Origin of the sequence: Rahnella sp. CFA14(1/10) (genome assembly GCF_004195095.1) — a bacterium.
In the GTDB taxonomy this organism is placed as follows: domain Bacteria; phylum Pseudomonadota; class Gammaproteobacteria; order Enterobacterales; family Enterobacteriaceae; genus Rahnella; species Rahnella perminowiae.
The window spans coordinates 44,934-71,830 of the sequence record NZ_SEWS01000015.1; the positions used below are offsets into that span (position 1 = coordinate 44,934).

A 26,897-nucleotide genomic window follows, 5' to 3' on the forward strand; every position below is an offset into this window, starting at 1 on the left:
CTTTTTACCTTTGAGGTCTGATGAGGCATATAACTTTCAGATACTATGACTCCTTTAATCAGCCCCTCCGCAAACAATATGCGGAAGGGCTGATTACCTCATTAATTTAAAATAATGTTTTTCATCGGCGGGATATACCCGTAATCAAACACGCGCTCTACAAATGAACGGTTTCCCTTAAGGACAATTTTTACGGTAGGAGCTTCTGTCCCACCAATACGATAATTACCGTCGCTTGTCGGAACGTTATCAATAAAGGATGTCACCAGGCCATTGGGCATGACGCAATGTGAGTAGGTCTGGAAGGGCTGAGAAGGCGGATTGCCTAACACCAAACCGGAGCCGTTCATCGGAGAATACGGGCCGGTAAGGTTATCACTCAGGAAGCCGTAAACACCGTCAGGACCTGTCAGACCATCTGCATAAGTAAATTTATGACTGATAGTGAATAAGTAATATTTTCCATCCTGGAAGACAAAATGCGGGCGTTCGGTTTGATCATTCACACCGACAGCCGTGACCAGAGGTGGGAGAATTTCCCATTCGTCTCCCGACAGATCTTTGGCGACGGCCATACCAATACAGCCCACCTGAAATTTCGAATTACCCACATCACGATGGCCCGGCGGCAGGATACCCATTTCCTCTTTGCCAACGATGTGAGAACCGCGTTCACCCGCCACATTTCCTTCAAATACCATGTAGAGCTTCCCGTCATGGGGATCGATAAACGGGCTTGGATCCCTGAAGTTCCAGTACGGATTTTGACTTTCAGTTTGGTAGTACACGCCGTCAGCTGAAAATAATGATTTAACCTCGTTGAAACCGGCCAGCGTTACACCTTCTTCTGAGGTCAGCACTTTGCCTCTCACTTTTGCAATGGTCGCTCCCGGCGTGACGCAGGTATAATAAAGATCAATATCACCGTCTTCATTAAGCAAAATGGGCGTTCCTGCCCATTCGCGGGCTGTAGGGGAGACACCTTCTGCCATCACACGCCCGCCAAAAATCCAATCTTTACCCGTACGGGAATACCAGTAACAAATTCTTGCGCGCCCGTGGCGATTATTCCAGTCACTGGTGATGTCATAATTTCCTTCCGCATCGAGATACTCTGAATTATTGTTATTACGCTGAGCGGTAAGCGTGAAAATAACGGACCATCCGTCTACAGAAACCACCGTACCGTCTAATGACCGCAGGGGCATAGTATCCCAAATAAATACTTCATCACTCATGACCGGAAAATCGGCGCTCACAATCGGTTGGGTGGTGGTAGGGTCGTTTTCGTTGACCTTAAGAGCATCAGCACGAGTCCAGATTGTCGGTGTATAATTTAAATTTGTCATGTAAATATCCTTTAATTAAATCAGTATTAAGAGTGTTTGACGTTTGAAGTCGTAAGAATAGTTACATGATTAAATAAGGCATGCACTCAGTTGATGTTGTGCCATTATGTATACATAATTTATATGAAATACCTTATATATATGTTTTGGCAATGGAAGTTGTGTAGTTGGCTACATATTGTTTTTTCATGACAGGAAAAGAAGCGAATTTTATCCTCTACCGGTTCATCACAACTTCTAGTAAAATAGCTAGCAAACGAGATGAGCTTACTCATTATGAATGTCCAGAGAAAAATAATCGGTTTAACTGCGGGGAATAGCACGAAATTCTAAATTATTATTAATAAATCCTTAGGAAGAAATATTTTGAATTACTTTTCAGTGTCAATTTAATTTGTTGTGTGAGGGTTAAGACAGCTATAAATTATTTAATTTTTATGGAATGTATCAGACAGTAAGTACACAACATCTTTAAGGAAAGCGTTATGTCAGGAATGATTTTATTTTCTCCTCTTTATTTTGTTTGCATCCCACCCATTTCTTCTGCGCTCTCAGTCGAAGTAAGACAATCATTACCCCACGCAATATAATTTTTAACATTCAATGAGTTAGCATGATTACATTAACGAGGCTTTACCTATGATGCGTTGCCCGCTTTGCAATCACTCAGCACATATACGAACCAGCCGATACCTGTCACAGCAAACCAAGGAGTCATATTATCAATGCCAGAACATAGAGTGTTCATGCACTTTTAAAACAATTGAAACCGTTTCTAAAATCCTCTGCAGCCCAACCTTTGAAAAAACAGAAGGTGCAGGCTGTAATCAGGAAGAATCCTATTTAAAATAGTTAGCGACCACAGATTAATATTGTCTATCATATTCTGCGCTTTTATTAAACAAATGAAAAAACTAAGGTCTTTAATTTGTTTGAAGCGCATTCTATTGATCACTTTTAGTGAGAATTAACAATACCCTTAGTTTGATTGGGGACGAGGCTTGAATGGAGAGGGCAATCCATCAGTTAATTTCCTGCTACTAAGATCAATTGATCGTTAAGATAAGGCACTCTGGACAGAGAATTTGAGATCCATTTTGAAACGCACAGAATGCTATACCGCTCAGCGAGCTGGCTCAACATCCCATGTTTGCTGAAGTGGATCGTTATTCCTTTCGTCCTGGTTGCTGTATTGATGAAAGGCCGTTATTTAATACGCCTGATATGCACTAAAGAGCCGATCAACATTTTTTTATCCGCATCTGTCAGATGCGGTGCCTGCAATAGACTAAATATTTCTGACTCGTCTGACTCACGGAAGCCGCCAGCAAGTAATTTCTGACTGATAGCTTCAAGAATCTTTTTATCCTGCAGAGAAATGGACGCCCTGACGTCATCCAGGCTTCTTTGCGTACCCGTGCGGTCGGGTGGTTGAGATAACCACTGGGCAAAGTAACGATACTGAATCGCCTTTGCGACATCCATTTGCGCCTGAATAAAGGGCTGTATTGAGCTGCCGTCGAGCCCTGACTCTTCAGCCTCCCCACGGGTACGGGTTAGGACACTTTGTTCCCGGATCATATCTTCTACAGGCAGATGGTGTGCGGCTTTATAATCCGCGACATCTTTCATGTCCAGCATGCGCTGATTCATGGCTGAAGTGAGGGAGGAAATCGCAACGGTGGACACGGAAGCCGCAAATACGGAACCCACCATAAACAATGATGATAAAAAAACCACGATGTAAGCCATAGAACCCTCTGACGCAACAGTAAACATGAGTTAGGTACTCTACTCAGGTAATAATACCGTTCCGTGACAAAATACCTTCCGTTAATCCTAAAAGTGAGTCATCAGTTGATGAAGTGAAAGAAATTGTCGGAGAAAATCGCCGTTTTTTTGCCCGATTATATTTATTTAATATGACTTCTCATCGGGAGAGGAGCCGCTAACATAATGACCCACCACAGAATTTCATTTTAAAGCAGGTTTCCCCCTGACTTTGAATGAACTCATGTCCCTGAAATTTATCAAGGCAGCCAAACACATCATTGAAGTAATGCAAATCCGCATAAATACTTTCTCTGGGCCCCCTGATGGGATAACGATGATCTGCCTGTCCACGGTTCTTACGCGCAATAAACCTGAGATTACGCATTGTCCTCTCATCCAGGGACGGTATTGTGGCACCGCCATTAAATTGCATACACCAAATTGGATTATTGTTTAGCGAGATAATTATCTGTCCGAAAACTATTTTACCTTCCGTAAAGTAGTTTCTGTACGAATAATTATCCCTACTGTATTCAATGAGATTCACATCATTCTGAGGTAATTTTCTTATAATTAATGTATCGGGTGCAGTGTATAGAAAGCGATTTGCTTCGATTAAAAAATCCTTCATTAATATGTTTTTTCCTGCCTGAAATTAAAGAGTCGTAAAAATAGTTAAAAATCTTTTATTTGACAAGTTTCAAAAGTGAAATATTTGTTAATAATTTATTCCCCTGTAGCGTCGGAAATTTTTCTGACGCTACAGGGAGCGGATAAACAGCAATGCCCCGTTTAAGAGGTTTAAATCCTTATCAGAGTTTAAACATGCTAACCGCCTTCACCAGTCGGACAGCCTGATCCTCCAGTGACTGTGCAGCTGAAGAGGCTTCCTGAACCAGGGAGGCATTTTGTTGTGTGACGCTGTCCATCTGGTTGATCGCAGCATTGATCTGACCGATGCCGGTACTTTGTTCAACACTGGCGATAGAAATTTCACCCATAATGCCGGTGACATTGCTTACGCTGCTCACGACGTTCGAAATAGTTGAGCCCGCCTGAGCGACCAGACGGGTACCTTCATCCACCCGGGTAACGGATTCCTCAATCAGACTTTTAATCTCTCTGGCTGCTGTCGCAGAACTGTGTGCAAGGCCACGTACTTCTGTTGCAACGACCGCAAATCCTCTTCCCTGCGTTCCGGCCCGTGCAGCCTCCACCGCAGCGTTGAGCGCCAGAATATTGGTCTGGAAAGCGATGCGGTCGATGACGCTGATGATGTCGACAATTTTCTTAGAGGCGTCATTAATCATGTCCATGGTCACCACAACCTGACTCACCACATCGGCACTTTCGGTGGCAACACGTGACGCTGATTTGGACAAGTTATTTGCCTGATGGGCATTGTCTGCATTTTGTTTTACGGTAGATGTCATCTGCTCCATCGCAGAGGCCGTTTCTTCAAGCGAGCTGGCCTGTTGCTCGGTACGTGAAGCGAGATCAAGCGTTCCCATTGATATTTGCTGAGAAGCCGTCGCAATGGTGTCAGTGCCCGAACGGACTTCGCTGACAATTTTCCGCAGGTTATTATTCATATTCAGCAGAGCAAGCATCATTTGCCCGGTTTCGTCCGTAGAATTGACCTGTATTTCGGAGGTGAGATCGCCTTTGGCTACGTTTTCAGCAATACGAATAGCATGCATCATCGGACGTGTGATAGAGCGGGTGAGTAAATATCCTAAAATAATGGAAGATATGATGGCCATGAGGGATATCAGCAGGGTTATCCTGATTGCCATTGCACTCTCATGCAGTATCTGACGACCTTCTTCTTTCATTTGTGAAGCCTGAGAGTCGGCGAAATCTGCTGTGGATTTCAGCATTGCAGCTTCCGGCGCCCGCATGCTGCGTAGGACATAATTTTCTGCCTCTTCACGTTTGCCTGCTTTCAAAAGAGCAAATAATCCTTTCTGTGCCTCCCTGTATTCTTCGTTTGCCTGGGCGAGTGCTTTGATTTTTTGTTGCCCGATGGCCGTCGTTTGAAGAGCAGTGATTTTTGCAATCAATTGTTGTGTCGCAGATGATGCATTATTAAGCGATTGTATGCGCTGATTATTATATTCAGGTCTGGCGTAATCAATGACGGCACCTCGCAGAAACTTGATCTGTTCATTGACCTGAAAGCGCACATCAAAAGCCAACCTGACTTTTTCGTAGCGAACCTCAATCATTTGCTGGGTTAATGCATTGATGGCGTTTATTTTTACGAATGCAGTTATGCTCACGATAATTAAGAGCGTGATAATAAATCCAAAAACGAGCCCTAAACGCACACCAATTTTAATGTTATTAAAAGTCAAGATATTACCCTCTGGCAGGTGAATCATAAATGAGGTTATGGAGAACACTGTTACCTTACGCAGCTAAGTCAAATAAACTCCGTACATTTCCAATCAAAATGAACGTTTAGTTGATTTAACGCCGGTTTAGGTTTGTGACGCTTTATCGGGGGAGGTGGAGCAGATCTTTAATATTAATAAAAGAGAATGTGTAAATAACAGTGAAGAAGTGTTAATTTGGTTTTGTTATTTGTGGGTACATTAGTTATTTAATTTAATTTACAATTAAAATCAACAGGTTGATTGTTATCTTATCTTGTGTGAATGATTATTTAAGAATTGAGACGCATTAATTAAGCAACCGATTACTTAATTTTGTTTTGAGTTTCTTAGGTTTCTGTTGATAACAGAATGTTGAACATTTCTCGGCTTAGCATTCGTTTGATTACGTAATGGTAAGAGTAGGGTTAAATATTTGCTTCTCCATTTGTGATTGGTTTACCAGAGACAGGTTAACTTAGTCGTGTTTCACCCAATATATACAAAAATGATCCTGATCTATTTGCCCGCCTGTCGCGGGCTTTTTTCATCTCGGGCGCGTAAAGTAGATTGATTATTGATCAGTTTGAGTTAGTGAGACAAATTTATGCAGACATGATATGTAACCCATATTTAATGGTTATGATAATAATTCTTTTCCTCTACCACTGGTTCATTTAAGCCAATCTTTCCATAAATATTACACTGATCCTGACCCAAAATCCTGCTCCATTCAGAAACTCAGCACCGATCCCTGTATTACCGCCGGTGATTAAAATAACTTTATTTTCAATTCCATTGTTCATGATATGCCCTTTAAATTCGTTAACGCTGCGCGTTGTAAACCGGATAATCAGTAAAACCTTCACCCGTCCCGCCATACAGCGTGGCGGCATTAAGATCGTTAAATGCCCAACCCTTCGCAATGCGTTCAGGGAGATCAGGGTTAGCGATAAATGGACGACCAAATGCGATGAGGTCAGCCAACTGCTCCTCAACCATCCGGGCACCACGTTCTGCTGTGTATCGACCGGCATAGATGATGCGTCCACTGAATATCGCGCGGATCGCACGGCGGAACGCTTCGGGTAAGTCGGGAGCATTTTCCCAGTCGGCTTCGGCTATAGACATATAGGCCACACCGGCGTTTTCCAGGATTTTTACAGCTTCGACGTAGGTTTTATGCGGATCACTTTCAACCAGGCCGATATAGACGCGGTCTTCATCTGTGCTGGAAAATAAAGGCGTGAAGCGAACGCCCAGACGGTCTGGCCCTATTGCATGAGAGATAGCCTGCACAATTTCATCCAAAAACCGCAGTCGATTTTCAATAGAACCGCCGTATTCATCCTTACGCTGGTTTGCATGCTCTGAAATAAACTGATTAACCAAATAACCATTCGCAGCATGGATCTCGACCCCGTCAAAACCTGCACTGATGGCATTTTTCGCCGCCTGGGCATATAAATTCACGAGGTCTTTAATTTCTGACCGCGTCAGTTCGCGAGGAACCGAAGGGGTAACCAACGTGCCCGTACCTGGCCCTGTCTCAATAAAAGCCTTTGCTTGTTCAGCCTGAATGGCTGAAGGAGCAACAGGGGCACTTTCTTCTGGTTGCAATGCAGAATGAGAAACGCGTCCCACATGCCAAAGTTGTGCAAAAATAATCCCCCCTTCGGCATGGACAGCGCGGGTCACTTTTTTCCAACCCTCAATTTGTTGCTCAGTATAAATTCCCGGTGTCCATGCATAACCTTGTCCCCGGGGCTCAATCTGAGTGCCTTCAGTGATCATGAAACCTGCACCCGCGCGTTGACGGTAATATTCGGCCATGAGGTCGCTGGGCACATTACCGGGTTGTTCACTTCTTTGGCGCGTCAGTGGGGGGAATACAATGCGATTTTTAAGGGTATAAGGGCCAAGCTGAGTTGGCTCGAATAAGGCTTTATGATTCATAAGGATTTTCCATGAGTGATCATCGTAAGAGGCGACATTAAGTGACAAATATTAGACCGGTCGTATATTAAACGGATACAAAAAACGACTCTATACTGAGTACCCCCTTGCTAGGGGGTAATATGAATAATTTTTCTTGTCGTGATCAGCGCTGAATCAAACGGGCCAGTATTTCGAACAATCTTGACCATTACGCTTGCACCTACCCAAAGCTGGTAGAGGCTTTCTGCCACAGTGCGAGGTGTATCGTCAATAGTGAGAGACCCCTCGGCTACGCCCGTTTCTAACGCTTGTGCCAGACGCGAGATTATTCCTGAAGTGCCTGCCTCTAGCGTTAAGCGCATCGTGTCCGAAAGATCGGCAACTTCAGCACCTAATTTCACGGCAAGACACTTACCCTGACAGTCAGAGAACGACTGAGATTCTCGCCACTGCTGCCAGTAGTTCATCAGTCGCTGAGCCATATTGAGACCTGGCTGGCCCAGTGTCCTGTCGATATCGGCGAGATAATCATCAAAATAGTGTGCCAGCATATCTGCGCCAAAAGCTTCTTTCGAACTAAAGTAATGATAGAAAGAGCCTTTAGGCACACCAGCATCTTTAAGTATTTCGTTCAATCCGACCGCAGAAAATCCTTTACCCGCCATAATACGCTGACCTGTCGCCAGAATATGCTCGCGGATTTCATTGTTATGTAGTTGCGTTGTAGTATTCATAGGTTCAATCTACCAAGAACTAGACCAGTCGTCTACAGGCAAGATAAAACTATTCCATTTTGCTAACGCTTATTTGTAGATTTCAGCAGTGCCGTACAGATGGTTATCGCCACCGGCTGAAATAATACGGTAAGACGTTGCGCCATGTTCAGTCGCTTTCGCCGCCAGTTTGTCCTGCAGGTCGCTCAAATTGCTTCCGACAGCTGAAGCGTTGATCACCCCAATACTTTGTCCCTTCACAGGTACAGCGTTGACTTCGGTCGCGGCAAAAGTGGCAAAAGAAGCGGCAGTCAGTACGATGACGGCAAAGGCTTTAGTTAATTTTTTCATGATCATATCCTCATTAAATTATTTTTAAGCACACGTTAAACGTGGGCAAGGGTAGGCACTGAATTCTTTTTAAAATTCGTTCAATGCCTGGGGAACGGGTATAAATGGGGACCTTGTATGTCCCTTATCGCATTACTCTTCAATGAATCTCAGCAGGTCTTCATTAATCGTCCCGGCTTGGGTGATTGTCATCCCGTGGCCAAATCCAGCATAGACCTTGAGCTGCGCATCTTTGACAAGTTGCGCGGACAGAATGGCAGAGTCAGCCAGCGGAACGATCTGATCGTCATCACCATGCATGATCAGGGTTGGCACATCGATTTTCTTGAGGTCATCAGTGAAATCAACCTCAGAGAACTGTTTGATACAGTCATATTGACCTTTGATCCCACCCCGCATTCCCTGAAGCCAGAAGCTTTCCCTCACACCCTCAGAAGGCGTCTCTGACGAACGGTTATAGTTGAAAAACGGCGTGGTTAAATCCTTGTAGAACTGAGAACGGTCTTTTTCGACCGCAGCACGGATGCCATCAAACACTTCCATAGGCAGACCGCCAGGATTTTTCTCACTTTGCAGCATAACCGGAGGTACTGCGCCGATAAGTACGGCTTTGCTGACGCGTGCCGAGCCATACGTACCGATATAGCGTGCGACTTCACCACCGCCGGTCGAGTGTCCAACCAGAACGACGTCGTGGAGATCTAACTGCTCGATGAGTGATGATAAATCTTCAGCGTAGGTATCCATATCATTGCCGTCCCACGTCTGACTCGAGTTGCCATGGCTACGGCGATCGTGAGCGATGACACGGAACCCCTGCTGACCGAAGAACAACATTTGCGCGTCCCATGCATCACTTGATAATGGCCAGCCGTGGGAGAAAATAATGGTTTGTCCCTTGCCAAAGTCTTTGTATGCAATCTTAGAACCGTCTTTCACCTGAATAGTTTTCATCTCTTTATTCTCTTTTCTGTTGGCGACGCCTCATGGGCGGAGCATTTGATTTAAAAGTATTTTTCTTCGTATATTTACTTTTACACTGGGCGGTCATTGACAGAATGACTGGCCTAGAAAGCATTTAACTGATGTTTACTGAGATAAGCTTTGTGCCGCTTTCTCGATCAGGGTCGCAATTTTTTCCGGTTGCGATGCGTAAATGGCATGGTTACCTTTCAATTCAGTGACGGTGCTGTGCGCGCGTTTAGCCATGAAGCGCTCCAGTTCTGGATTAATAGCACGATCCTGCGTCGCCACGACGGCCCAGCTTGGCTTCGTTTTCCATGCAGGAACGCCTGCCGGGGCAGCGAATGCTGCTACTGCGGTCATGACTTGAGATTGCGCCAACAGATTTGTCTCTTTGACCGGCAAGTCAGCGGCAAAGTCAGCGTGGAAATTTTCCGGTTTGATATAAAGGAAGTGATCTGGCGTTTCAGTAATTGACTGAGCGGCTGGCGGATATTTTTTGGCCAAACTCAGCAATGATTCACCTTGCTCCGGCTGGAACGCTGCGATGTAAACCAGCCCCGCAACAGAGGGATCATTTCCCGCGTCACTGATGATCATCCCGGCGTAGCTATGGCCAACCAGCAGTGATTTACCACTTTGTAATGCCAGAACGCGTCGAGTCGCCGCGACATCATCAGCCAGCGAGGTTTGCGGCTCCTGAACAATCGACACTTTGTAGCCCGCTTTATTCAGAATGCGAGCCACCGGATCCCAACCTGAACCATCAACAAAAGCGCCATGTACCAGAACGATGTTTTTTACCGGCGCAGCCATTGAAGACTGAGCATAAACAGACAGAACCAGGCTTAAAGCCAGCGTGGTCAATGTTTTTTTAAACATGATGTATTTCCTTCAATTGTCATTTTTTAAGTTAATACCCTGACATCCTGGCTCCCTGCCTTACAGGCCAGCGGACGGACATTCAGGTGTGTAATGTTGTCCAGATTTGCTCAGTGGGGGAGGGCTTAAAGAACTCCCTCCCCACGTGATTAACCGTTATGCACCCAGCTGTTTAATCAGTTCTTCTGCCGCCTCGGTAGAGGAGGTTGGGTTTTGCCCGGTGATCAGCAGGCCGTCAGTAACAACATAAGAACTCCAGTCCGCCCCTTTCGAGTAAATCCCGCCTTTGGCAATCAGCTCGTCTTCTACCAGGAAAGGCACAATCTGCGTCAGGCCCACGGCGTCCTCTTCGCTGTTGGTAAAACCGGTGACCTTACGGCCTTCTACCAGCGGTTTTCCCTCCGGGGTTTTGACATGGCGCAGCACGCCAGGCGCATGGCAGACCAGAGCGACGTGTTTGTTTGCCGCCAGGAAGGCTTCGATAAGGGCGATGGAGTGTTTATCTTCGGCCAGGTCCCACAGAGGGCCGTGACCACCCGGATAAAAAACGGCGTCGTAATCAGCCTGTGAAACGCTGTCGAGACGAACCGTTGACGCCAGGTGTGCGGTTGCTTCGGGGTCTGCCTCGAAGCGGTGGGTCTGCTCGGTCTGGAAGTCAGGCTCATTACTTTTGGGGTCTAACGGCGGGTTACCGCCTTTCGGTGAAGCCAGCGTAATTTCCGCGCCTGCGTCTTTAAAGGCGTAGTAAGGTGCAGCCAGCTCTTCCAGCCAGAAGCCGGTTTTGCGGCCGGTGTCACCCAGTTTGTCGTGTGAGGTTAAGACCATCAGAATTTTCATCATTACTCTCCAGTATTTCAAAGTGATAGTTGAATTAGACCAGTCGTCTAATATGTTCTTAAATAAAAATGTTTCACCTGTGCCTGTTATTCCGGCCAATTCTGCGTGCTGTTTGATTTTTCCGGAACGGCTGTCGTGCTATGTCGCTTAGTCGCCGTTGCCATGTGAGTAAGCTAACACTGAATAGACCGGTCGTCTACAGATAGTTAATAAAACTTTTTGGTCTTTTATGTGCCAGGCACCTTCTCATAGCAGATGCCTGTCACGATGAGATAAACCACTCATTTTCCTGCTTATTCAACTGCGTTTTTTCACGTATCGATAATGCACTTAGTCAACTTTCTTTGCCCAAACTGCCTGAGCATTTGTGAATTCACGCAGGCCAAAGTGCGAGAGTTCGCGACCATACCCACTCTTTTTCACGCCGCCAACCGGGATGCTGGCATTAGTGGCAGAAAATCCGTTGATGAATACGCCTCCGGTTTCTAAGCGCCGCGCGATTCGCTGGGCACGGGAAACATCGCTGGTCCAAAGGTTGCCCCCTAAGCCGTAATCGCTGGTATTTGCCAGCTCAATGGCATGCTCGACGTCATCTGCGATAGTAATGGCTGCAACAGGGCCGAAGGTTTCCTCATCAAATGCAGCCATTCCCGGGCCTACTTCGCCCAATATGGTAGGCTCATAGAAGTTGCCGGGGCCCGCGATTTTATTCCCCCCAAGAAGAAGTGTCGCGCCGGCTGCGAGAGTTCGTTCTACTTGATGATGTAATTCATCACGCAAATCTTTTCGCGCCATGGGCCCGATTCTATTTTGCGGGTCCAGCGGATCGCCAACGTTCAACAGTCTGACGGCCGCGATGAATTTTTGTGTGAATTCCTCCGCGATGGGTTTTTCCAAAATAAACCGTTTCGCGGCTAAGCACACCTGGCCCGCATTTTGGAATCGCGCTTCAACACCCGCTTTAACAGCCAAATCAATATTGGCGTCAGCGAGCACAATAAATGCGTCTGATCCACCTAGCTCAAGCAAGCTTTTTTTCAATGCTTTGCCTGCAATCGCCGATACGGCAGAACCCGCCCGCATACTCCCCGTCAATGTCACTGCTGCAATGCGATCATCCTCAATCACTTCTGCAACAGTTTCGTTATCAGCAATAAGATTGGCGAATAAACCTTTAGGGAAGCCTGCACTCTCATAAGCATCCTGCAAAGCATAGGCAGAGCCCATCACATTAGGCGCGTGCTTGAGGATAAAACCGTTGCCCGACAGCATAATCGGGCCCGAAGCGCGAATGACCTGCCATAAAGGGAAGTTCCAGGGCATGACGGCCAAAATAGATCCAATCGGCAGATAGGAGACATGTACCTGATCGTCATTTTCGACAGAAACAGGCTCATCTGCGAGGATTGCCGGGCCATTGGTGGCAATCCAATCAATAGTCGCTGCACACTTCTCGACTTCTGCGCGGGCAGCAGCGAGGGTTTTTCCCATTTCAGCGGTGATGATCCCTGCCAAATTTTCTGAGCGCTCGCGCAGAATCGCGGATAAACGACGATAAGCTTCTACGCGTTTAGACATGGGAGTAGCACGCCACAGGCGAAAAGCCGCGTTATTACCTGCCAGCATGCCTTCTACTTCGTCTGCAGTTTGGAATGCATAAGTCGCGATCAACTCGTCCGTCGCAGGATTACGTGAAGTCGCGACATCAATAGAAAGCGTATTCTGTGTGACATGTTGGGATGACATAGTTTTTGCCTCATAAACGGTTTAAGAGAAGCACGTTGTGTGCTTCGATAAAATCCAGTTTAGGCAGGTCGAATCATCCCTGGAAGGCGTCTTGTTATCCTATGACTGGGAGTCACAGGCAACGTGCCGGGGAATATAGGTCACCAGAGAGAGGTCGGGTCTCCCCTCTGGCGTGAGTGCAACGTAGGTAAATTCAATATGTCCGGAAGTGGGATGCAAAAGCCGCTTGCTCCCCTCTCCCATGCCTTTCACTTCCGTATCCAGCCACCACTCCTTGAATTCCGGGCTTTTTTCCGAGAGTTCTTCAATGAGATGGTCAAAAGGCTTTTTGTCCTGAGCATGGGCGCGTGACGCGCGGAAAACGGAGATCATCCCTCGTGCCATCGGCTCCCAATCCAGGATCTGCGTGCGATACGGACGATATAGAAACAGCAGTCGCAACGTATTACGTTCATGAGGTTGAAGCGAACCATAATCAATAAACAAATCAGCAATAGCATCATTCCAGGCAAGAATATCAAGTCGGGCATTTCTCACATATGCCGGAATGGGATCGATAGCGCGCACTAAACTTTTCAGGCCATCACTCACACCATCCGCGAGGGGATGGGGTACCGGCTCTTCGCGCGGTGAAAGGGCAAAAAGATGGGATGATTCGATTCTGTTAAGTTTAAGAACTTTGGCTATACGCTGGAGTGCATCTGCCGAAGGTTTAATCTCTCTCCCCTGCTCAAGCCAGGTATACCAACTCACACTGACTCCAGCCAGGACGGCGACTTCCTCACGACGTAAACCGGGTGTACGGCGAGTACCCTGTTGCATGCCGAAGTCCTGAGGATTAAGGCGTGCGCGCCGGCTTACAAGGAAAGCACCGAGTTCACGACGCTGCTCTGAAGTGGTTTTTTTAACCATAATAGCCTGCCTATAAATGTGCCTGTTGTGCCAACGCTTCATCAAGATGCTGATGAATCTCTTCTTTCTTCATCTGAACCCTATGCTCAACGGAATGATTTATACACAAAATCCTTCATTTAGCTGTCTGGCAACACTGTTAAGTCTTTGCTGGCTGTGAACTGATAAGTCAGTTCCTTTTGGAAAATATTGTCTGAGCAGCCTGTTCGTATTTTCATTTGAGCCACGTTGCCACTACCGGATGCGAGGTAGGGAATGGTAAAGCGACCCCTGAAAACATTATGCTTTTGCATTTTTACACAGCCTGGGCCGCTAGCAAACGCTGAGAGAACGTCTGATCGTGCTAAAAAAGCTGCGACTTCGATATCGAGCGCATCCTATAAGTTAGGATTTCACTGCTGAGCGCAAGAACTCAACAAATGCGCGTACTCGCGCCGATAGATGACGATTCTGGGGGTAGAGAATCGAAAAAGGGCGAGAGCAGCCGCTGTATTTTTGAAGGACCTCTACAAGGTCTCCACGCCTTAAAGCGTCCCCCACTGCAAAGCGATAGGTTTGATAAAGGCCTCCGCCCGCGTTAACCCAAGCGACAGCCCCTAACGCATCATTATGTACGCGCATCCGGCTCGTTATCTGTTTCTCGATTGAAGTACCTAATTCATCGGTGAACAGCCACTGCAGCGGGCGCCCTGTATTCGGTGATATGTACTGGATGCAATCGTGTTGATTGAGCTCATCAATACGGTATGGTTCACCTTTTTTTGCAAGATATGTCGGAGTTCCAAATACCCCAAGCGAGGCGTCCTCAAGCTTTAAGGCGACAAGACGCGAATCTTGCGGAACGCCTAGCCTGATTGCTAGGTCGAAGCCTTCTTCAACAAAGTCGATTATTTTGTCCGAGATACTAATCTCGATATCGATCTGCGGATAAAGATCAGTGAACTTGGGCATCAAGGGTAAAAGGCGAAACGTTCCGTAAGCAGCACTGACGCTAATGCGTAGCGGTCCGCTAGGGACGGTTTGTGAACCCGTGATCGCTCGCTCAGCCTCGGCGATTTGCTCAAGCGCTAGATGACATTCTTTCCAATAGAGCTCGCCCTCCGTTGTAAGCTTGACGGCGCGGGTGGTCCGCAAAAAAAGACGTACTCCGAGGCGCTGCTCGAGCCGACTGATCGACCGACTGACTGCGGCCGGCGTCAGACCGAGAGTCTCAGCCGCACTGGTGAAGCTGCCGGTCTCCGCTGCTCTGCAGAACTGTTCAATACTGCCAAGCTGAAGTGGGTTACCTGCTGCCATATTGATTACCATTTGTAATAAATGAATTGATTATTACATGGTTTATCAACCAGGAACAACGCATTAAAGTACGTCTACAGCTTCAGCAACACCGTGACAAGGCCGCGCTACTCAAGCAGTGCACGGTTTTGACCTACACCTCAATTTACTTTTAGGAGCGACACAATGACTAGCAAACTGAACGTTTTCACTTCGCCTTCGGCTTTCCCTAACCCACAGCGCCTGCGCCTGTTCATGCATGAAAAGGGAATCGCTGATCAGTTCCAGGAGACTATTTACGACATGACGCCGGTTGGCGAACAGCGTGGATGGCGTCACTTGAAAATGAATGCTTGGGGTGAGACGCCGACCCTCGAGCTCGCTGACGGTAGCTATATCTCCGAAACTGCAGCTGTCGTCCGTTACCTGGACCAGTCCTACCCCGGCCGCAAGATCATGGGGGATACGCCGCTGGAACAGGGCTTGGACAACATGTGGGATAACCGCATCTGGGTTCACATTCTGTATCGAATCGTCACGGCTTTCCACGTTCTGCATACCGGTCTCGGCTTCAAACTCGAATTGACGAAGAACGAAGCTTGGGGCGAACACTGCCGTAAAGAAGCGTTGGCCCATGCTGCACTGGTCAACAAACATCTTTCAGACGGACGCCAATGGCTGCTGAGGGGCGACGAGCCTACTTTTGCCGACATCACGCTGGCAACCGCGATCGCGTTCTCGAAGTTCCCGGTGAATGCTACGCCGCTGGACGAACGTTTTGAGTTCCTGGACGCATACTGGCAGCGCTGGCAGCAGCGTCCAAGTTTCCAGGCTGCATATGCAGACCGTAGCAGCGGTATCCCTGAGCTCGAAAACAAGGCGTGATCTAACTTTAAAGTCGCGCTAAATCCAACCGTGGATTTAGCGCGATCGAAGAGGCCTACTTTGGGGCGGTATGAGTATTCAGGAATTTGCAGCGCTTCCCTGCGAACGAAAACGCTATGTTGGTAACGGTTTTTAGTGTTGCAAATGCGCGCAGTGCATGGAGGCGACACCCCATTTTGAAAGGAACGTTATCGGTAAGGGTCGCCGGTAGCGCGGCGCAGCCGCCCTGGTTTTATAGGTAACACCGATGCTCAGCCCTCGTCCTGCCAGACCATTCCCGCTAACAGCAATGAAACGTCAAGGTACGTGGCCGGAGTGGTCCTGGCGAAGCGCCTTTGGCGCTTACGCGCGTGTACTTCAACGTTAACGCCACATCTCTTAAAGCGACACATTTTTAATAGTTACAACATTCACTTTTAAAGCCACTTTGTTCCGGGCCTTTGGCCCGGGGCGGGGCAGCTTTTCAGGGGGGCGGAGGTGTTACATTGTTTATTTCAATGAAACATCTCTCCAACTCGTTTGGTTTTCATTCCGCAAAGGTCCGTGGGCGTCAGACTTCTTGATGCAGGCTCAGGCATAACGCGTTAAGGCTCCAGCAGATCAGGTGAACAAGCGCGTTCAATTCTCACGTCGGTTCGCTGTGACCCGCTGTGCGTTGTCCGCGACCATACTGGCGTGGCGGACAATTCATGACCCGTTTGAATGCTGTACTGAAGGATTTCTCGGACTCATACCCAACCGCGTGGCCGATCTCAGCAACTGAGTCGCGGTAATGCCTCAGCCTGTCTGCGGCGAGTGCCATTCTCCAGCGCGTCAGGTAGTCCATCGGCGAGAGGCCGACGAACTCCTTGAACCGAAGCGCAAAGGTTGTGCGTGACATGGCGGCTTGCCCGGCGAGCTTCTGCAGAGTCCATTTCGCGTCGGGTATGGCATTGATCACCGCACGCATGCGCTTGTCCGCCAGAGCGAACAGCCAGCCGACATCATCACTGTTCCTCGCAGTTTCCTAAATTAGCGCTTTGGAGTAACAATTAAGTACGCATAATCATAATTATGTTAAAAGAACCCACTCTCTCCCAAAAATTCCTCACTTCACTGTAGATGATTCTTTTTTACTAACTTTATATAATGGGATTTATATAAAGTTAGTAGTCTACTGGGATGGCTGGTATTCTATCCAGTAGTTACAGATGCAAATGATTCTTCACCGTGGATCGCGTACAGATACCGCTACGTGAAATCTGCAAGGTAAATCCCCTGCATCTTTCTCAGAATCCACGTAGCGTTGTCAGTCACCGGGAGTTCGCTTTTTGAGCTATCTATGGGTAAATTAATACCAACGAACCAGATGCTGCCTGTTATCCAGGCCGAAGAAGATGTTCTGGACAGACTTAAGGAGTTTGTCCAGGATCGTGAAGCCTTTTCACCCAATACCTGGCGGCAACTGATGAGCGTAATGCGGATCTGCCACAGATGGTCGATAGATAATCGCCGCCCATTTTTGCCTATGCTTCCGGCCGACCTTCGCGATTACCTGAACTGGCTGCAAGAGAACGGCCGAGCCTCTTCAACAATTGCGACGCATGGCTCATTGATTTCGATGTTACACCGTAACGCCGGTCTTACACCGCCAAACGCTTCCCCTCTGGTTTTCCGGGCGGTGAAGAAGATAAATCGTGTTGCTGTCGTTACTGGCGAACGTACTGGCCAGGCTGTGCCCTTTCGTCTTGAGGATCTGCTTGAGCTTGATGCGTTATGGTCTGACTCAATATCGCTTCGCCAAAAACGTGATCTGGCTTTTCTGCATGTCGCTTACAGTACTTTGCTGCGTGTCAGTGAAATATCCCGTCTCCGCGTTCGCGATATCTCCAGGGCAACAGATGGCAGGATCATCCTTAACGTGAGCTATACCAAAACGATTGTTCAGACTGGCGGGCTGATCAAATCTCTCAGTTCGCAATCCTCGCACCGGTTGTCAGAATGGTTATCGTTGTCTGGTATTAGCACTGAACCTGATGCCTTCCTCTTTTGTCCGGTGCACCGTTCGGGGAGTGCAACTTTTTCAATCACCCGTCCGCTGAGCACGCCGGCGATGGAATCCATTTTTGCACATGCGTGGCAGACGATTGGAACCGTTGAAACTGTCAATCCCAATAAGGGGCGATACAAAACCTGGACTGGCCACAGTGCCCGCGTAGGTGCTGCACAGGATATGGCAGGACGTGGTTATGCGGTCGCTCAGATTATGCAGGAAGGAACCTGGAAAAAACCTGAAACTTTAATGCGTTATATCCGTAACCTTCAGGCGCATGAAGGGGTTATGATTGATCTGATGGAAAAAAAACCATCAGGACAAAATTAATTAAATATGAATTCATAAAAAATAAGTATGAATTATGATTTTAATCTATCTGTTACTTCACTCAGAAACGTGCTGGGCCAGGATGGTGGTCAGGTTTAAACAGGGCGATTTTTCATGAGAAAGATGGGTCAATGGCCTGCTGACGTTGCCATAATAGGGAGAGTGATGTGTAGTCAATGAGTGGGTAGCACGCCAAGAATCAATTAAATTGGGCCAATATGTCATCCGGTCGAGTTAAAGACCTAATCAGTTAATGCCATTCAGGAAATCATTCAGCGTTCATTCAGCGTTCATTTTCTTTTTTATCTGGATGCTGCTTTTGGTTTGAAGGCTAACCAGACTGATTAGGCATTTTTTGCCTGAAAAAAATCAGGCAAAAAAACTGTTACTAAATGGGGTCATGCGCAACAGCGATCATTCCATGAATCGCGGTAGATAATATTCCCATCAGTGTACTTCCAAGTAATCGCTTCATAACGTAACTCGAGCGTTTCCAGATGCGTACTGCTCATACCATTTGGAGCTAGGTACGGCGCAATCGTCGTGAGCTTGACGTTATCCAAGATGATATTGAAATACTCAGCCTCGATGCCAGATTCCAGGATGCGGTACATCTTGATTGTTGCCTTTTTCATTGTTCGACCTTCACACACAGCGCGATACAGGAGTGGTGTAGTCTGATCGAATTCTTTCACTATCGAGATAGGCCGATGAACGCGCGTTCCTGTGAGTTTTCCCCATTGTGGATCAACGGGAATAGTGACGCCGTGGGAGAATGATTTTAATTCGATAGAGCCTAAGCGCAGTGGCATCATGCAGCTACCGACAACGGGAGAGCCGTTTTCATCTTCAAGCCATAAGTGAGCGGGAGTGGACATTTAATTTCCTTATAAATTAATCATCATTTAACGTAGCGATAAAAAATAACTATTACGATCACGAAAAATAGAGGCACAGGCCATAAAGGGCCATCAGGGAGAAAACGCACTAGAACAACTGCAAATATAAGTGTTAGTACGGCGGGTCCGTACATCGAAAATAATGACTTGAAAAATCTCTTAAAAACCCTTCTGATAAAATTCATCATATTTTATCTAATCATCTTGATGATGATGTCTGTAATATCACCATCCGATCCCCACAGTGCTTTAAATGCGCCAGCCCGCTCAAACAATGGCTCTATCAGGAAGTACATCATTTCCAGTTCTTGAGCATATAGCGCAGAGTAGTACGCAGGGTAAGTAAAGCGAAGACGATCTGCACTATTTGCTGCTTTCTGGACTATGCCATATATGCCAAGCCCACCAACAACCCCGCCCGCCCTGCGTCCTGCTAGTGCGCTGATTTCAAGATTTAGATTCATGCCGATGGTAACGGATGATGCAACAGCTAAAGAAAACCCGACATTTGTGAGGACATTCACAGCCATAAGCCGCTGCTTGATGTGTTCTAATTGAGCAGTTGTTTTAAATTTAAATATTTCTCCGAAATATATTTTAAGCATGTCGTACGCAATATTGCCATTTTGTAGAAGATGGTAGACTCCTTTAGAAAATCGAATATCCTCAGTCTTTTGTTTCTGACAGACGTCCTGATATTCATCCGTGAAACAGGATGTGTAATACAATGCACGCTGTGCGCCTGCACCTATCGTTTCAATCTGATTTGATACCGCTTCTCTAACACCCGTTAATGCGTGATCGAGCTTTAACGCAAGAATCTTATTGGCCTGTAAATGGCTGATAATTTCATCATTACCGTACATAATCATTCCTTGCTTATGCCATTAAGTCCGTATGGATATTCAATTTACCATAACATGCGCTCACCGCGCGCTTTTCCCCTGAAGACACCCTTTCTTGCGGCTTATCCGACACAACGTCAGGCTGGTCTGTACGTTTCCAGTACTTTGATTGGCACTTTCATACATTTAATCATCGATTCTGGCCGCTCAACCTTTGCTGTTAGCGCTGTTCTCAACAGATCCGCTATCACTATGTGTTTAGGTTCAATAGCCAGGTCATGTAACGTAAATACTAAATCTCCAACAATCCGGCACATTTGATCGTACAGTTGGTCCGTTTCCTCTGTACTTATAGCAACCTCATAATTGTTTGTATCGGTTGTATATTATCAAACATCCCTAATTAAATTGCGGTTAAGTTGTATTTGTGTGCGTTAGCACATGAAGCCGACAAATAGTGTCACATAGGATACCTCAGCTTATGGTCGCCGGTGACGCTGCGCAGCCCCCCCGCCCTGCAAGACCATTCCCGCTTACAGCAATGAAACGTTTAATTACGCGGTCGGAGTGGTCCTGGCGAAGCCAGGGCGTATCTCCGCGTTAGCGGCAAAAGCGCTTACGAGCGTGTACTCTAAAACCAAAGGAAAACCTCTTAAAGCGACACAACCGCAGTAGTTACAACATTCATTTTAAAGCCACTCTGTTCCGGGCCTTTGGCCCGGGGGCGCGGCTTTTCAGGGCGGCCAGGTTCCACACGGGTGTTACCGCTGTGCACGGTCCGTTATTAAGGGCCAGCTCGGGAGCTTCAGATTTGCACGGAGTAGTAGAAGGAAATCATGTGAATGTTGTAACTAAATTCGGGTTGCTAAAAGCCTGCATTGCAGGCCTTTTTAAGAGAGGAAATTTACGCGGCGACCTTACTGCACATATCGGCGCACTGCCGGCAGCGCTTCGCACAGTACTGACAGTGGTCATGCTGATGTTGCGAACATTCCTCAGCACAGGCGGTACAAATGTCCGCACACAGATAACATATCTGTTGCGCATAGCCGCTTTGGAGCGCCAGAAAATGCGCGGCAAGACGACAAATCGCGGCGCATTGCATGTCCAGCCGGATACAAGCTTTCATCATGCCAATGTCTTCTTCGTTAAGGCAGGATGTAGCACAGTGATCACATGCTTCTGCGCATTGATAACATTCATCGATAATCTCCTGATTATTGATCTTCATACAAGCCTCCTAATTAAATTTAACACCTTTCAAAGTCTGAATAATATTTCACGTTAAGCAAGTTCAGAGTGCCATAATAACAATTTATTATAAGATACTCCTGATGAATAATCATTTAATACAAACAGGGGCTTGCTATACATTTAAATGTCAGGACTGTCATTGTTATCCTTTTTAATCACATTACACGCAATACCTGTGGCTATACTTTAAGTTCGATTAATATGACGGGAGGTTGTTGTAATGACAGGCATCACTGATCAAGATAAAAGTAAATCCGGGCATGATCATGAACGGGATAAGGATATTCATAAGCGGGAAAGGAATAAACCTCAACCAGATTATCAAAAAGATCATCCTGCAGATGCACCGGAGTCAGGCGATAAGATGTTGTAATACAAAGATATATATCCTGCGATATGTGATGAAATGCGTTTCAGCAGGCAGCCATGTTCCACGGTTCTCACGGTTGTCTGTTCTAAGCCCTGTTGATATAGCACTCCACGCCGGGGATAATTCCATGCTTTTATGATCCTGACGCCAATATATCAATAAGATAAGGTACCTTCGCTTAGCCCTCCCTTTTTCCTGATTTACAGATTTATCTGAAGAATATGTAAATCTGGCGTTATTAATTGAAGAAAAAAGCATGTTAGCTAAGCTCATATACATAACCTTACAAACCAGCAGGGCGGAAATTGCCTTTTTCATTAACCGGAACGCGGGGGTTTAATGAACCAACAAACATGCACGATTTTGTATAACGGCGAGCCTTTAACGGGGAGGATTAATCAACCGCTGATTGATTTTCTGCAAGAACAGGGGAAAAAACTGCCGCATGTTTGTTATCACCCTGCGCTGCCACCGCTGGAAACCTGCGATGTGTGCTGGGTAGAAGCGGATGGTGAAAAAGTGCGCGGTTGCACGCTCACTACCTATGATGGTCTTGCAGTGAACAGTCAGAGCGACGCCATACGCGCAGCGCAGGAAGAAGGGATGGATCGCATACTTAACCGCCATGAGCTGTATTGTACGGTTTGCGAACACAACACCGGTGACTGCACCCTGCACAATACTGTCGCCGATATGCATATCCCGATTCAGTATTACCCTTTCGAGCGAAAACCCTACGGGAAAGACCATTCTAACCCTTTTTATACTTACGACCCGGATCAGTGCATTCTCTGTGGTCGTTGCGTTGAAGCCTGCCAGAACGTTGAGGTGAATGAAACGCTGACCATCGATTATACCGAAGCTCATCCGCGCGTACGCTGGGATGGCGGGACTCAAATCGCCGGTTCAAGCTGCGTCAGTTGTGGGCATTGTGTCACTGTGTGCCCGTGCAACGCACTGTTGGAAAAAACCATGCAACCGGATGCCGGTCCGTTTACCGCCATGCCTGAACCGGTTAAACGTCCGCTGATCGATTTCGTTAAAGCCCTGGAGAACAGTATTGGCGCGGAGCCGGTGACGGCTATTTCCCTGATCGATAATGCGCTGCGGCAGGCGGAAATCAAGCGGACGAAGACGGTATGTACGTATTGTGGCGTAGGATGCAGTTTCGAAATGTGGACGCGTGACCGCCATATACTGAAAGTGCAGCCTGTGGCGGAGGCGCCGGCAAACGGTATCTCGACCTGCGTAAAAGGGAAATTTGGCTGGGATTTTGTCAACAGCCCGGAACGGCTGACCACACCACTGATCCGCGAAAATGGACGCTTCCGCCCTGTCAGCTGGGACGAAGCGCTGGAGACCGTTGCCCGCCGGTTGCGTGAAATCGCACAACGTCATGGGGGAGACGCCATCGGTTTTATTGGTTCAAGCAAGGCCAGCAATGAAGAAGCTTACCTGACGCAAAAAATTGCCCGCCTGATTTTTGGCACCAATAATGTAGATAATTCCTCACGCTACTGCCAGAACCCGGCCACACAGGGGCTGTTCCGCACGGTCGGCTATGGTGGCGATGCGGGAACCATCAAAGATATGCAGCAGGCTGACCTGATTATCACGATCGGCAGTAATCTGGCGGAAAACCATCCGGTGATTGCCTCACATATCAAGCAGTCACATAAACACCGGTCGCAAAAACTGCTGGTGGTCGATCCCCGGCGGCATGAAATGGCCGACCGCGCAGATCTGTTCCTGCAAATCAAGCCGGGAACCGATCTGGTCTGGGCTTCGGCCATGTCACGTTACATGTTTGACCACGGTTATGCCGATGAAGAGTTCCTGAACCAGCGGGTCAATCAGGTCGCGGAATATTATGCCTCTCTTATGCCGTTCACGCTGGAATATGCCAGTGAGATCACGGGCCTGAGTGTCGAAACACTGGTATCAGCCGCGGAGATGATCGGCCAGGCGAAAAGCGTCTGTCTGCTGTGGGCGATGGGGATCACCCAGCACAGCCACGGAGCCGATACCAGCACGGCGCTGTCGAATTTACTGCTGGTGACCGGCAATTATGGCCGTCCGGGCACCGGCGGTTATCCGATGCGCGGCCACAACAATGTTCAGGGGGCCAGTGATTTCGGTTGCCTGAGTAATGTTTATCCCGGCTATGAAAAAGTCACCGACCCGGCGGTGCGTGAAAAGTGGGCGGAAGCCTGGGGCGTCGACCCTGCGGCACTCTCTGACAAGGCGGGCGCAGACAATTTTAAGATGGTACAACAGGCCGATAAAGGTGCGCTGAAGGCGATGTACATCATCGGAGAGGAGACCGCATTTTCCGATGCAGATTCGACGAATGTTCATGAGGCTTTCAGCAAACTGGAATTTATGGTGGTCCAGGACATTTTTATGAGCCGTACCGCAGAATTTGCAGATGTGGTGCTGCCTGGTTGCCCGTCTGTCGAAAAAGAAGGCACCTTCGTGAATACCGAACGGCGTATCCAGCGTTTTTATGAGGTAATGAAACCGCTGGGTGAAAGCCTCCCGGACTGGAAAATCCTGACGATGCTGGCCTCCAAACTTGGCCATCCCTGGTATTACCAGCATCCTGGCCAGATTATGCAGGAAGCGGCAAATATCGCCGGGATTTTTGCCGGTGTCAGTTATGAACGCCTGTCCGGATGGCAGTCTCAGCTTTGGCCGGTCAGTGCTGACGGTAAAAGTACGCCGCTGCTGTATACCGACAAATTCCAATTTCCCGATGGCAAAGCACGACTGTATCCGCTTGAGTGGCATCCGCCCATGGAGGAATCCGACAGCGAATACGATTTGCTGCTCGATAACGGCCGCATGCTTGAGCACTTCCAGTCAACTAATCAGACCGGCAAAGGAGGAAGAATCACTTCCCTTTCGCCAAACTGGTATGTGGAAGTGGGCCCTCAGCTGGCGGCAGAACGTCAGTTACAGGAAGGGGATTGGGTACGCCTGACTTCGCGCCGCGGCTCGCTGGAAGTGCCGGTGCTCATCACGGACCGTGTGGCCGGTAACGTGTTGTTTATTCCCATTCATCATGGAAAACCCGGCGTGAATGGCCTGACCGGAGAGCACCACGATCCGGACGTGAATACCCCGGCTTATAAGGAAATCGCGGTCACGATGACCAAACTGGAGCGGACTCCGCAACCTGATCCCCTGCCGCGAGAAAACTTCCGCTATGGTCAGCGCACCCCGATCAACCAGGTGCCAGCAGAAGATAAATGGCGTCAGGATGGTTATCGCCTGCCGCCTGAACATGTTGAACATCCGGAGAAATTCTAATGGCTGAACGACAGGAATATCAGGTGCCGCCTGCCAGCACCGAAACAACCGCACAGGAAATGCTGCATACCTTAACCGAGAGCCTGCATGAGCATGGGTTTTTACGTTTGCTGAACGATGTGGTACGGGCAAATACGGATATCGCGCGTATTCTGGTCGACGGGATGAATCAGCCCGGTAGCCAGAATGCCATGCAAAACCTGTCCCTGCTGTTTATCACGCTGAGCAAAATCCCGCCGGAGCATTTTAATCATCTGCTGCAGGCGCTCAAATCCGGCGTTATGGCGGTACGCCAGGATAATGAGCGTAACGAACCGAAACACGAAGAGACGGCGCCCGGGGTGCTCGGCATGATGAAACTGCTCAATGATGAGGATTTATGGCGTGGTCTGATGCCGATCGTTAACGGCCTGAAAGCCTTTGGGGAAGAGATACAGAAAGAAGAGCAGAAACCTGTGACCCGAAATACCGGTAAAGAAACGCATGAGTGAAACTGACTGGGTGCTGCTGCTGTCACGCGGACAATTTGCGCTCACTATGGCGATGCACATCACGCTGGCTGCACTGACCTTAGGACTGGCTCCGTTTCTGGTATGGTTCGAAGCCCGCTGGCTATGGGGTAAACAGGCAGCCTCGGGTACTGCCCTGCACTTCTGGCTGAAAATTTTTGCCATCACCGTTGCCGTTGGAGCCGTTTCCGGCGTAGTGATGGAATTTCAGTTCGGCACCAACTGGTCGGTATTTTCGCAAAAAGCAGGCGGCATTATCGGGCCACTGCTGTTTTATGAAGTGCTGATCGCCTTTTTTATGGAATCTGGGCTGACGGGCGTGATGCTATTCGGGATGGGGAAGATCCCGCCGAAGTGGCATTTTGTTATCACCTGTCTGGTCGCAGCCGGAGCATTGTTCAGCGCCTTCTGGATCCTTGCCGCTAATTCCTGGATGCAGACGCCGGCGGACTTTATGCGTGACGCAAACGGTAATTTCCATCCCACAAACTGGATGGCGTTTCTTTCAGCCCCCTCTTTCGCTTGGCGCTTTTTCCATATGGTGCTGGCCTCACTGATTGCTGTCGCATTTATGATTGCCGGTATTGGCGCATGGCGTCTGCTTCATCATCCCGCTGAAGCCACCTCAAGGATCATGGTGAAAGCAGCCATCTGGTTCGCGGTTGTTGCAACGCCGGTACAAATCGTGGTCGGTGATCAGCATGGGGAAAATACGCTTCACTATCAGCCTCAGAAAGTGGCCGCGATGGAAGGAAGCTGGCATCAGCCCGCCCCCGGAGAAGGTGAACCTCTGCGGCTGTTTGCCTGGCCGGATCAACAGGCGCAACGCAATCAGCTGGAAGTAGCGATACCGATGATCGGTTCTCTTTATCTTCGCCATAATCTGACCGGTCATATTAAGAGTTTGAGTGAATTTCCTGAGCATGAACGTCCTCCCGTCGCTGCGGTTTTTTTCTCGTTTCGTATCATGGTGGGATTGGGGTTACTGATGTTGATGACCAGTGCGGTAGCGGCGTACCGGCTTAAACGCGGCAGATTGTTTGATGCCAGACTATTGCTCTGGTGGCTGATCTGGACGTCTCCGTCAGGTTTTATTGCCATGCTGGCCGGCTGGCTGGTCACCGAACTTGGCCGTCAGCCCTGGACAATTTTTGGCATGCTGCGCACCGCCGAGAGTGTATCCTCAATGCCACTCTCATGGGTCATCACCTCATGTTGCGGTGTAATAGTGATTTATGGTCTGGTCTTCGGTTTTGGTTTGCGGCACTTTCTGCGCTACGCCTCCGGTCCTTTACCTCAGGGATCGGATGTGGTGGTGACCGCGATACCGACCTCAACCTGAGGAGC

At 48.1% G+C, this 26,897-nt stretch carries 26 protein-coding genes and 1 pseudogene; 7 read left to right on the top strand and 20 right to left on the bottom strand.

Features of this window, described 5'->3' with window-relative positions; translation table 11 throughout:
• Positions 1-101: 101 nt before the first annotated feature.
• Entirely contained in the window at positions 102-1,349 is a 1,248-nt protein-coding gene (sacB, locus tag EVX52_RS23405) for a levansucrase (protein WP_129955387.1), read from the bottom strand.
• Between the two features lie 639 nt (positions 1,350-1,988).
• Here sacB and EVX52_RS23410 point away from each other — a divergent pair.
• Positions 1,989-2,201 carry an ogr/Delta-like zinc finger family protein gene (locus EVX52_RS23410; RefSeq protein WP_014333852.1) on the top strand — a complete coding sequence of 71 codons (213 nt, stop codon included), beginning with the start codon at positions 1,989-1,991 and terminating at the stop codon, positions 2,199-2,201.
• 354 nt (positions 2,202-2,555) lie between these two features.
• Here EVX52_RS23410 and EVX52_RS23415 read toward each other — a convergent pair whose 3' ends face one another.
• The 14 genes and pseudogenes from EVX52_RS23415 to EVX52_RS23475 form a co-directional block, all read right to left on the bottom strand.
• On the bottom strand, positions 2,556-3,101 hold the full coding sequence (locus tag EVX52_RS23415; protein WP_129992226.1) for a chorismate mutase: 546 nt from the start codon (positions 3,099-3,101) through the stop codon (positions 2,556-2,558).
• Between the two features lie 196 nt (positions 3,102-3,297).
• Entirely contained in the window at positions 3,298-3,753 is a 456-nt protein-coding gene (locus EVX52_RS23420; RefSeq protein WP_235174996.1) for a DUF5680 domain-containing protein, read from the bottom strand.
• Positions 3,754-3,934: 181 nt separating this feature from the next.
• On the bottom strand, positions 3,935-5,482 hold the full coding sequence (locus EVX52_RS23425) for a methyl-accepting chemotaxis protein (protein WP_129992248.1): 1,548 nt from the start codon (positions 5,480-5,482) through the stop codon (positions 3,935-3,937).
• Positions 5,483-6,174: 692 nt separating this feature from the next.
• On the bottom strand, positions 6,175-6,303 hold the full coding sequence (locus EVX52_RS25710) for a hypothetical protein (protein ID WP_255466776.1): 129 nt from the start codon (positions 6,301-6,303) through the stop codon (positions 6,175-6,177).
• A 19-nt stretch (positions 6,304-6,322) separates the two neighbouring features.
• Positions 6,323-7,453 carry an alkene reductase gene (locus tag EVX52_RS23430; RefSeq protein WP_129955380.1) on the bottom strand — a complete coding sequence of 377 codons (1,131 nt, stop codon included), beginning with the start codon at positions 7,451-7,453 and terminating at the stop codon, positions 6,323-6,325.
• 110 nt (positions 7,454-7,563) lie between these two features.
• Positions 7,564-8,169, bottom strand: coding sequence for a TetR/AcrR family transcriptional regulator (locus EVX52_RS23435; protein WP_014333868.1), 606 nt, complete (start codon positions 8,167-8,169; stop codon positions 7,564-7,566).
• 69 nt (positions 8,170-8,238) lie between these two features.
• Positions 8,239-8,499: a DUF1471 domain-containing protein gene (locus EVX52_RS23440; protein WP_129955378.1), complete on the bottom strand. Its 261-nt coding sequence runs from the start codon at positions 8,497-8,499 to the stop codon at positions 8,239-8,241.
• Between the two features lie 132 nt (positions 8,500-8,631).
• Entirely contained in the window at positions 8,632-9,453 is an 822-nt protein-coding gene (locus tag EVX52_RS23445) for an alpha/beta fold hydrolase (protein ID WP_120163810.1), read from the bottom strand.
• A 135-nt stretch (positions 9,454-9,588) separates the two neighbouring features.
• Positions 9,589-10,344 (bottom strand): alpha/beta fold hydrolase, encoded by a 756-nt coding sequence (locus tag EVX52_RS23450; protein WP_129992227.1) that lies wholly within the window; start codon positions 10,342-10,344, stop codon positions 9,589-9,591.
• A 156-nt stretch (positions 10,345-10,500) separates the two neighbouring features.
• Positions 10,501-11,181, bottom strand: coding sequence for a type 1 glutamine amidotransferase domain-containing protein (locus tag EVX52_RS23455; RefSeq protein ID WP_129955473.1), 681 nt, complete (start codon positions 11,179-11,181; stop codon positions 10,501-10,503).
• 330 nt (positions 11,182-11,511) lie between these two features.
• The gene (locus EVX52_RS23460) at positions 11,512-12,927 is read right to left on the bottom strand and encodes an NAD-dependent succinate-semialdehyde dehydrogenase (RefSeq protein WP_129992228.1); all 1,416 of its coding nucleotides are present in this window, start codon (positions 12,925-12,927) and stop codon (positions 11,512-11,514) included.
• A gap of 99 nt (positions 12,928-13,026) precedes the next feature.
• The gene (locus tag EVX52_RS23465; protein ID WP_129955373.1) at positions 13,027-13,839 is read right to left on the bottom strand and encodes a helix-turn-helix transcriptional regulator; all 813 of its coding nucleotides are present in this window, start codon (positions 13,837-13,839) and stop codon (positions 13,027-13,029) included.
• A gap of 117 nt (positions 13,840-13,956) precedes the next feature.
• Positions 13,957-14,073, bottom strand: a pseudogene (locus EVX52_RS23470) (IS30 family transposase); the annotation flags it as partial.
• 150 nt (positions 14,074-14,223) lie between these two features.
• The gene (locus EVX52_RS23475) at positions 14,224-15,135 is read right to left on the bottom strand and encodes a LysR family transcriptional regulator (RefSeq protein ID WP_047611445.1); all 912 of its coding nucleotides are present in this window, start codon (positions 15,133-15,135) and stop codon (positions 14,224-14,226) included.
• Positions 15,136-15,300: 165 nt separating this feature from the next.
• Here EVX52_RS23475 and EVX52_RS23480 point away from each other — a divergent pair, with 165 nt between their 5' ends.
• On the top strand, positions 15,301-15,999 hold the full coding sequence (locus EVX52_RS23480) for a glutathione S-transferase family protein (protein ID WP_129992229.1): 699 nt from the start codon (positions 15,301-15,303) through the stop codon (positions 15,997-15,999).
• A 625-nt stretch (positions 16,000-16,624) separates the two neighbouring features.
• Here EVX52_RS23480 and EVX52_RS23485 read toward each other — a convergent pair.
• Positions 16,625-16,948 (bottom strand): helix-turn-helix transcriptional regulator, encoded by a 324-nt coding sequence (locus EVX52_RS23485; RefSeq protein ID WP_129992230.1) that lies wholly within the window; start codon positions 16,946-16,948, stop codon positions 16,625-16,627.
• 372 nt (positions 16,949-17,320) lie between these two features.
• Between EVX52_RS23485 and EVX52_RS23490 the strand changes: the two genes are divergently transcribed.
• Positions 17,321-18,361, top strand: coding sequence for a tyrosine-type recombinase/integrase (locus tag EVX52_RS23490; protein WP_129992249.1), 1,041 nt, complete (start codon positions 17,321-17,323; stop codon positions 18,359-18,361).
• 398 nt (positions 18,362-18,759) lie between these two features.
• Here the strand turns inward: EVX52_RS23490 and EVX52_RS23495 are convergent, their stop codons facing one another.
• From EVX52_RS23495 to EVX52_RS25620, 4 genes are all read right to left on the bottom strand, one after another.
• On the bottom strand, positions 18,760-19,239 hold the full coding sequence (locus tag EVX52_RS23495; RefSeq protein WP_129955367.1) for a type VI secretion system tube protein TssD: 480 nt from the start codon (positions 19,237-19,239) through the stop codon (positions 18,760-18,762).
• Between the two features lie 212 nt (positions 19,240-19,451).
• The gene (locus EVX52_RS23505) at positions 19,452-20,126 is read right to left on the bottom strand and encodes a hypothetical protein (protein WP_129992231.1); all 675 of its coding nucleotides are present in this window, start codon (positions 20,124-20,126) and stop codon (positions 19,452-19,454) included.
• Positions 20,127-20,242: 116 nt separating this feature from the next.
• On the bottom strand, positions 20,243-20,458 hold the full coding sequence (locus tag EVX52_RS23510) for a DUF2767 family protein (RefSeq protein ID WP_129992250.1): 216 nt from the start codon (positions 20,456-20,458) through the stop codon (positions 20,243-20,245).
• A gap of 551 nt (positions 20,459-21,009) precedes the next feature.
• Positions 21,010-21,336, bottom strand: coding sequence for a four-helix bundle copper-binding protein (locus tag EVX52_RS25620; protein WP_129955360.1), 327 nt, complete (start codon positions 21,334-21,336; stop codon positions 21,010-21,012).
• Between the two features lie 243 nt (positions 21,337-21,579).
• Between EVX52_RS25620 and EVX52_RS25355 the strand changes: the two genes are divergently transcribed.
• The 4 genes from EVX52_RS25355 to EVX52_RS23530 all read left to right on the top strand — a co-directional run bounded on the left by EVX52_RS25355 (position 21,580) and on the right by EVX52_RS23530 (position 26,892).
• A complete protein-coding gene (locus EVX52_RS25355) occupies positions 21,580-21,732 on the top strand; it encodes a hypothetical protein (protein WP_165385198.1) in 153 nt (50 codons plus the stop codon).
• Between the two features lie 336 nt (positions 21,733-22,068).
• Positions 22,069-25,041 carry a formate dehydrogenase subunit alpha gene (gene fdhF / locus EVX52_RS23520; RefSeq protein WP_129992232.1) on the top strand — a complete coding sequence of 991 codons (2,973 nt, stop codon included), beginning with the start codon at positions 22,069-22,071 and terminating at the stop codon, positions 25,039-25,041.
• Positions 25,041-25,532, top strand: a complete 492-nt coding sequence (locus EVX52_RS23525; protein ID WP_129955357.1) for a DUF1641 domain-containing protein — start codon at positions 25,041-25,043, stop codon at positions 25,530-25,532. The genes fdhF and EVX52_RS23525 overlap by 1 nt, the downstream gene beginning before the upstream one ends.
• A complete protein-coding gene (locus tag EVX52_RS23530) occupies positions 25,525-26,892 on the top strand; it encodes a cytochrome ubiquinol oxidase subunit I (RefSeq protein ID WP_129992233.1) in 1,368 nt (455 codons plus the stop codon). Before EVX52_RS23525 ends, EVX52_RS23530 begins: the two co-directional genes overlap by 8 nt.
• Positions 26,893-26,897: the final 5 nt, after the last annotated feature.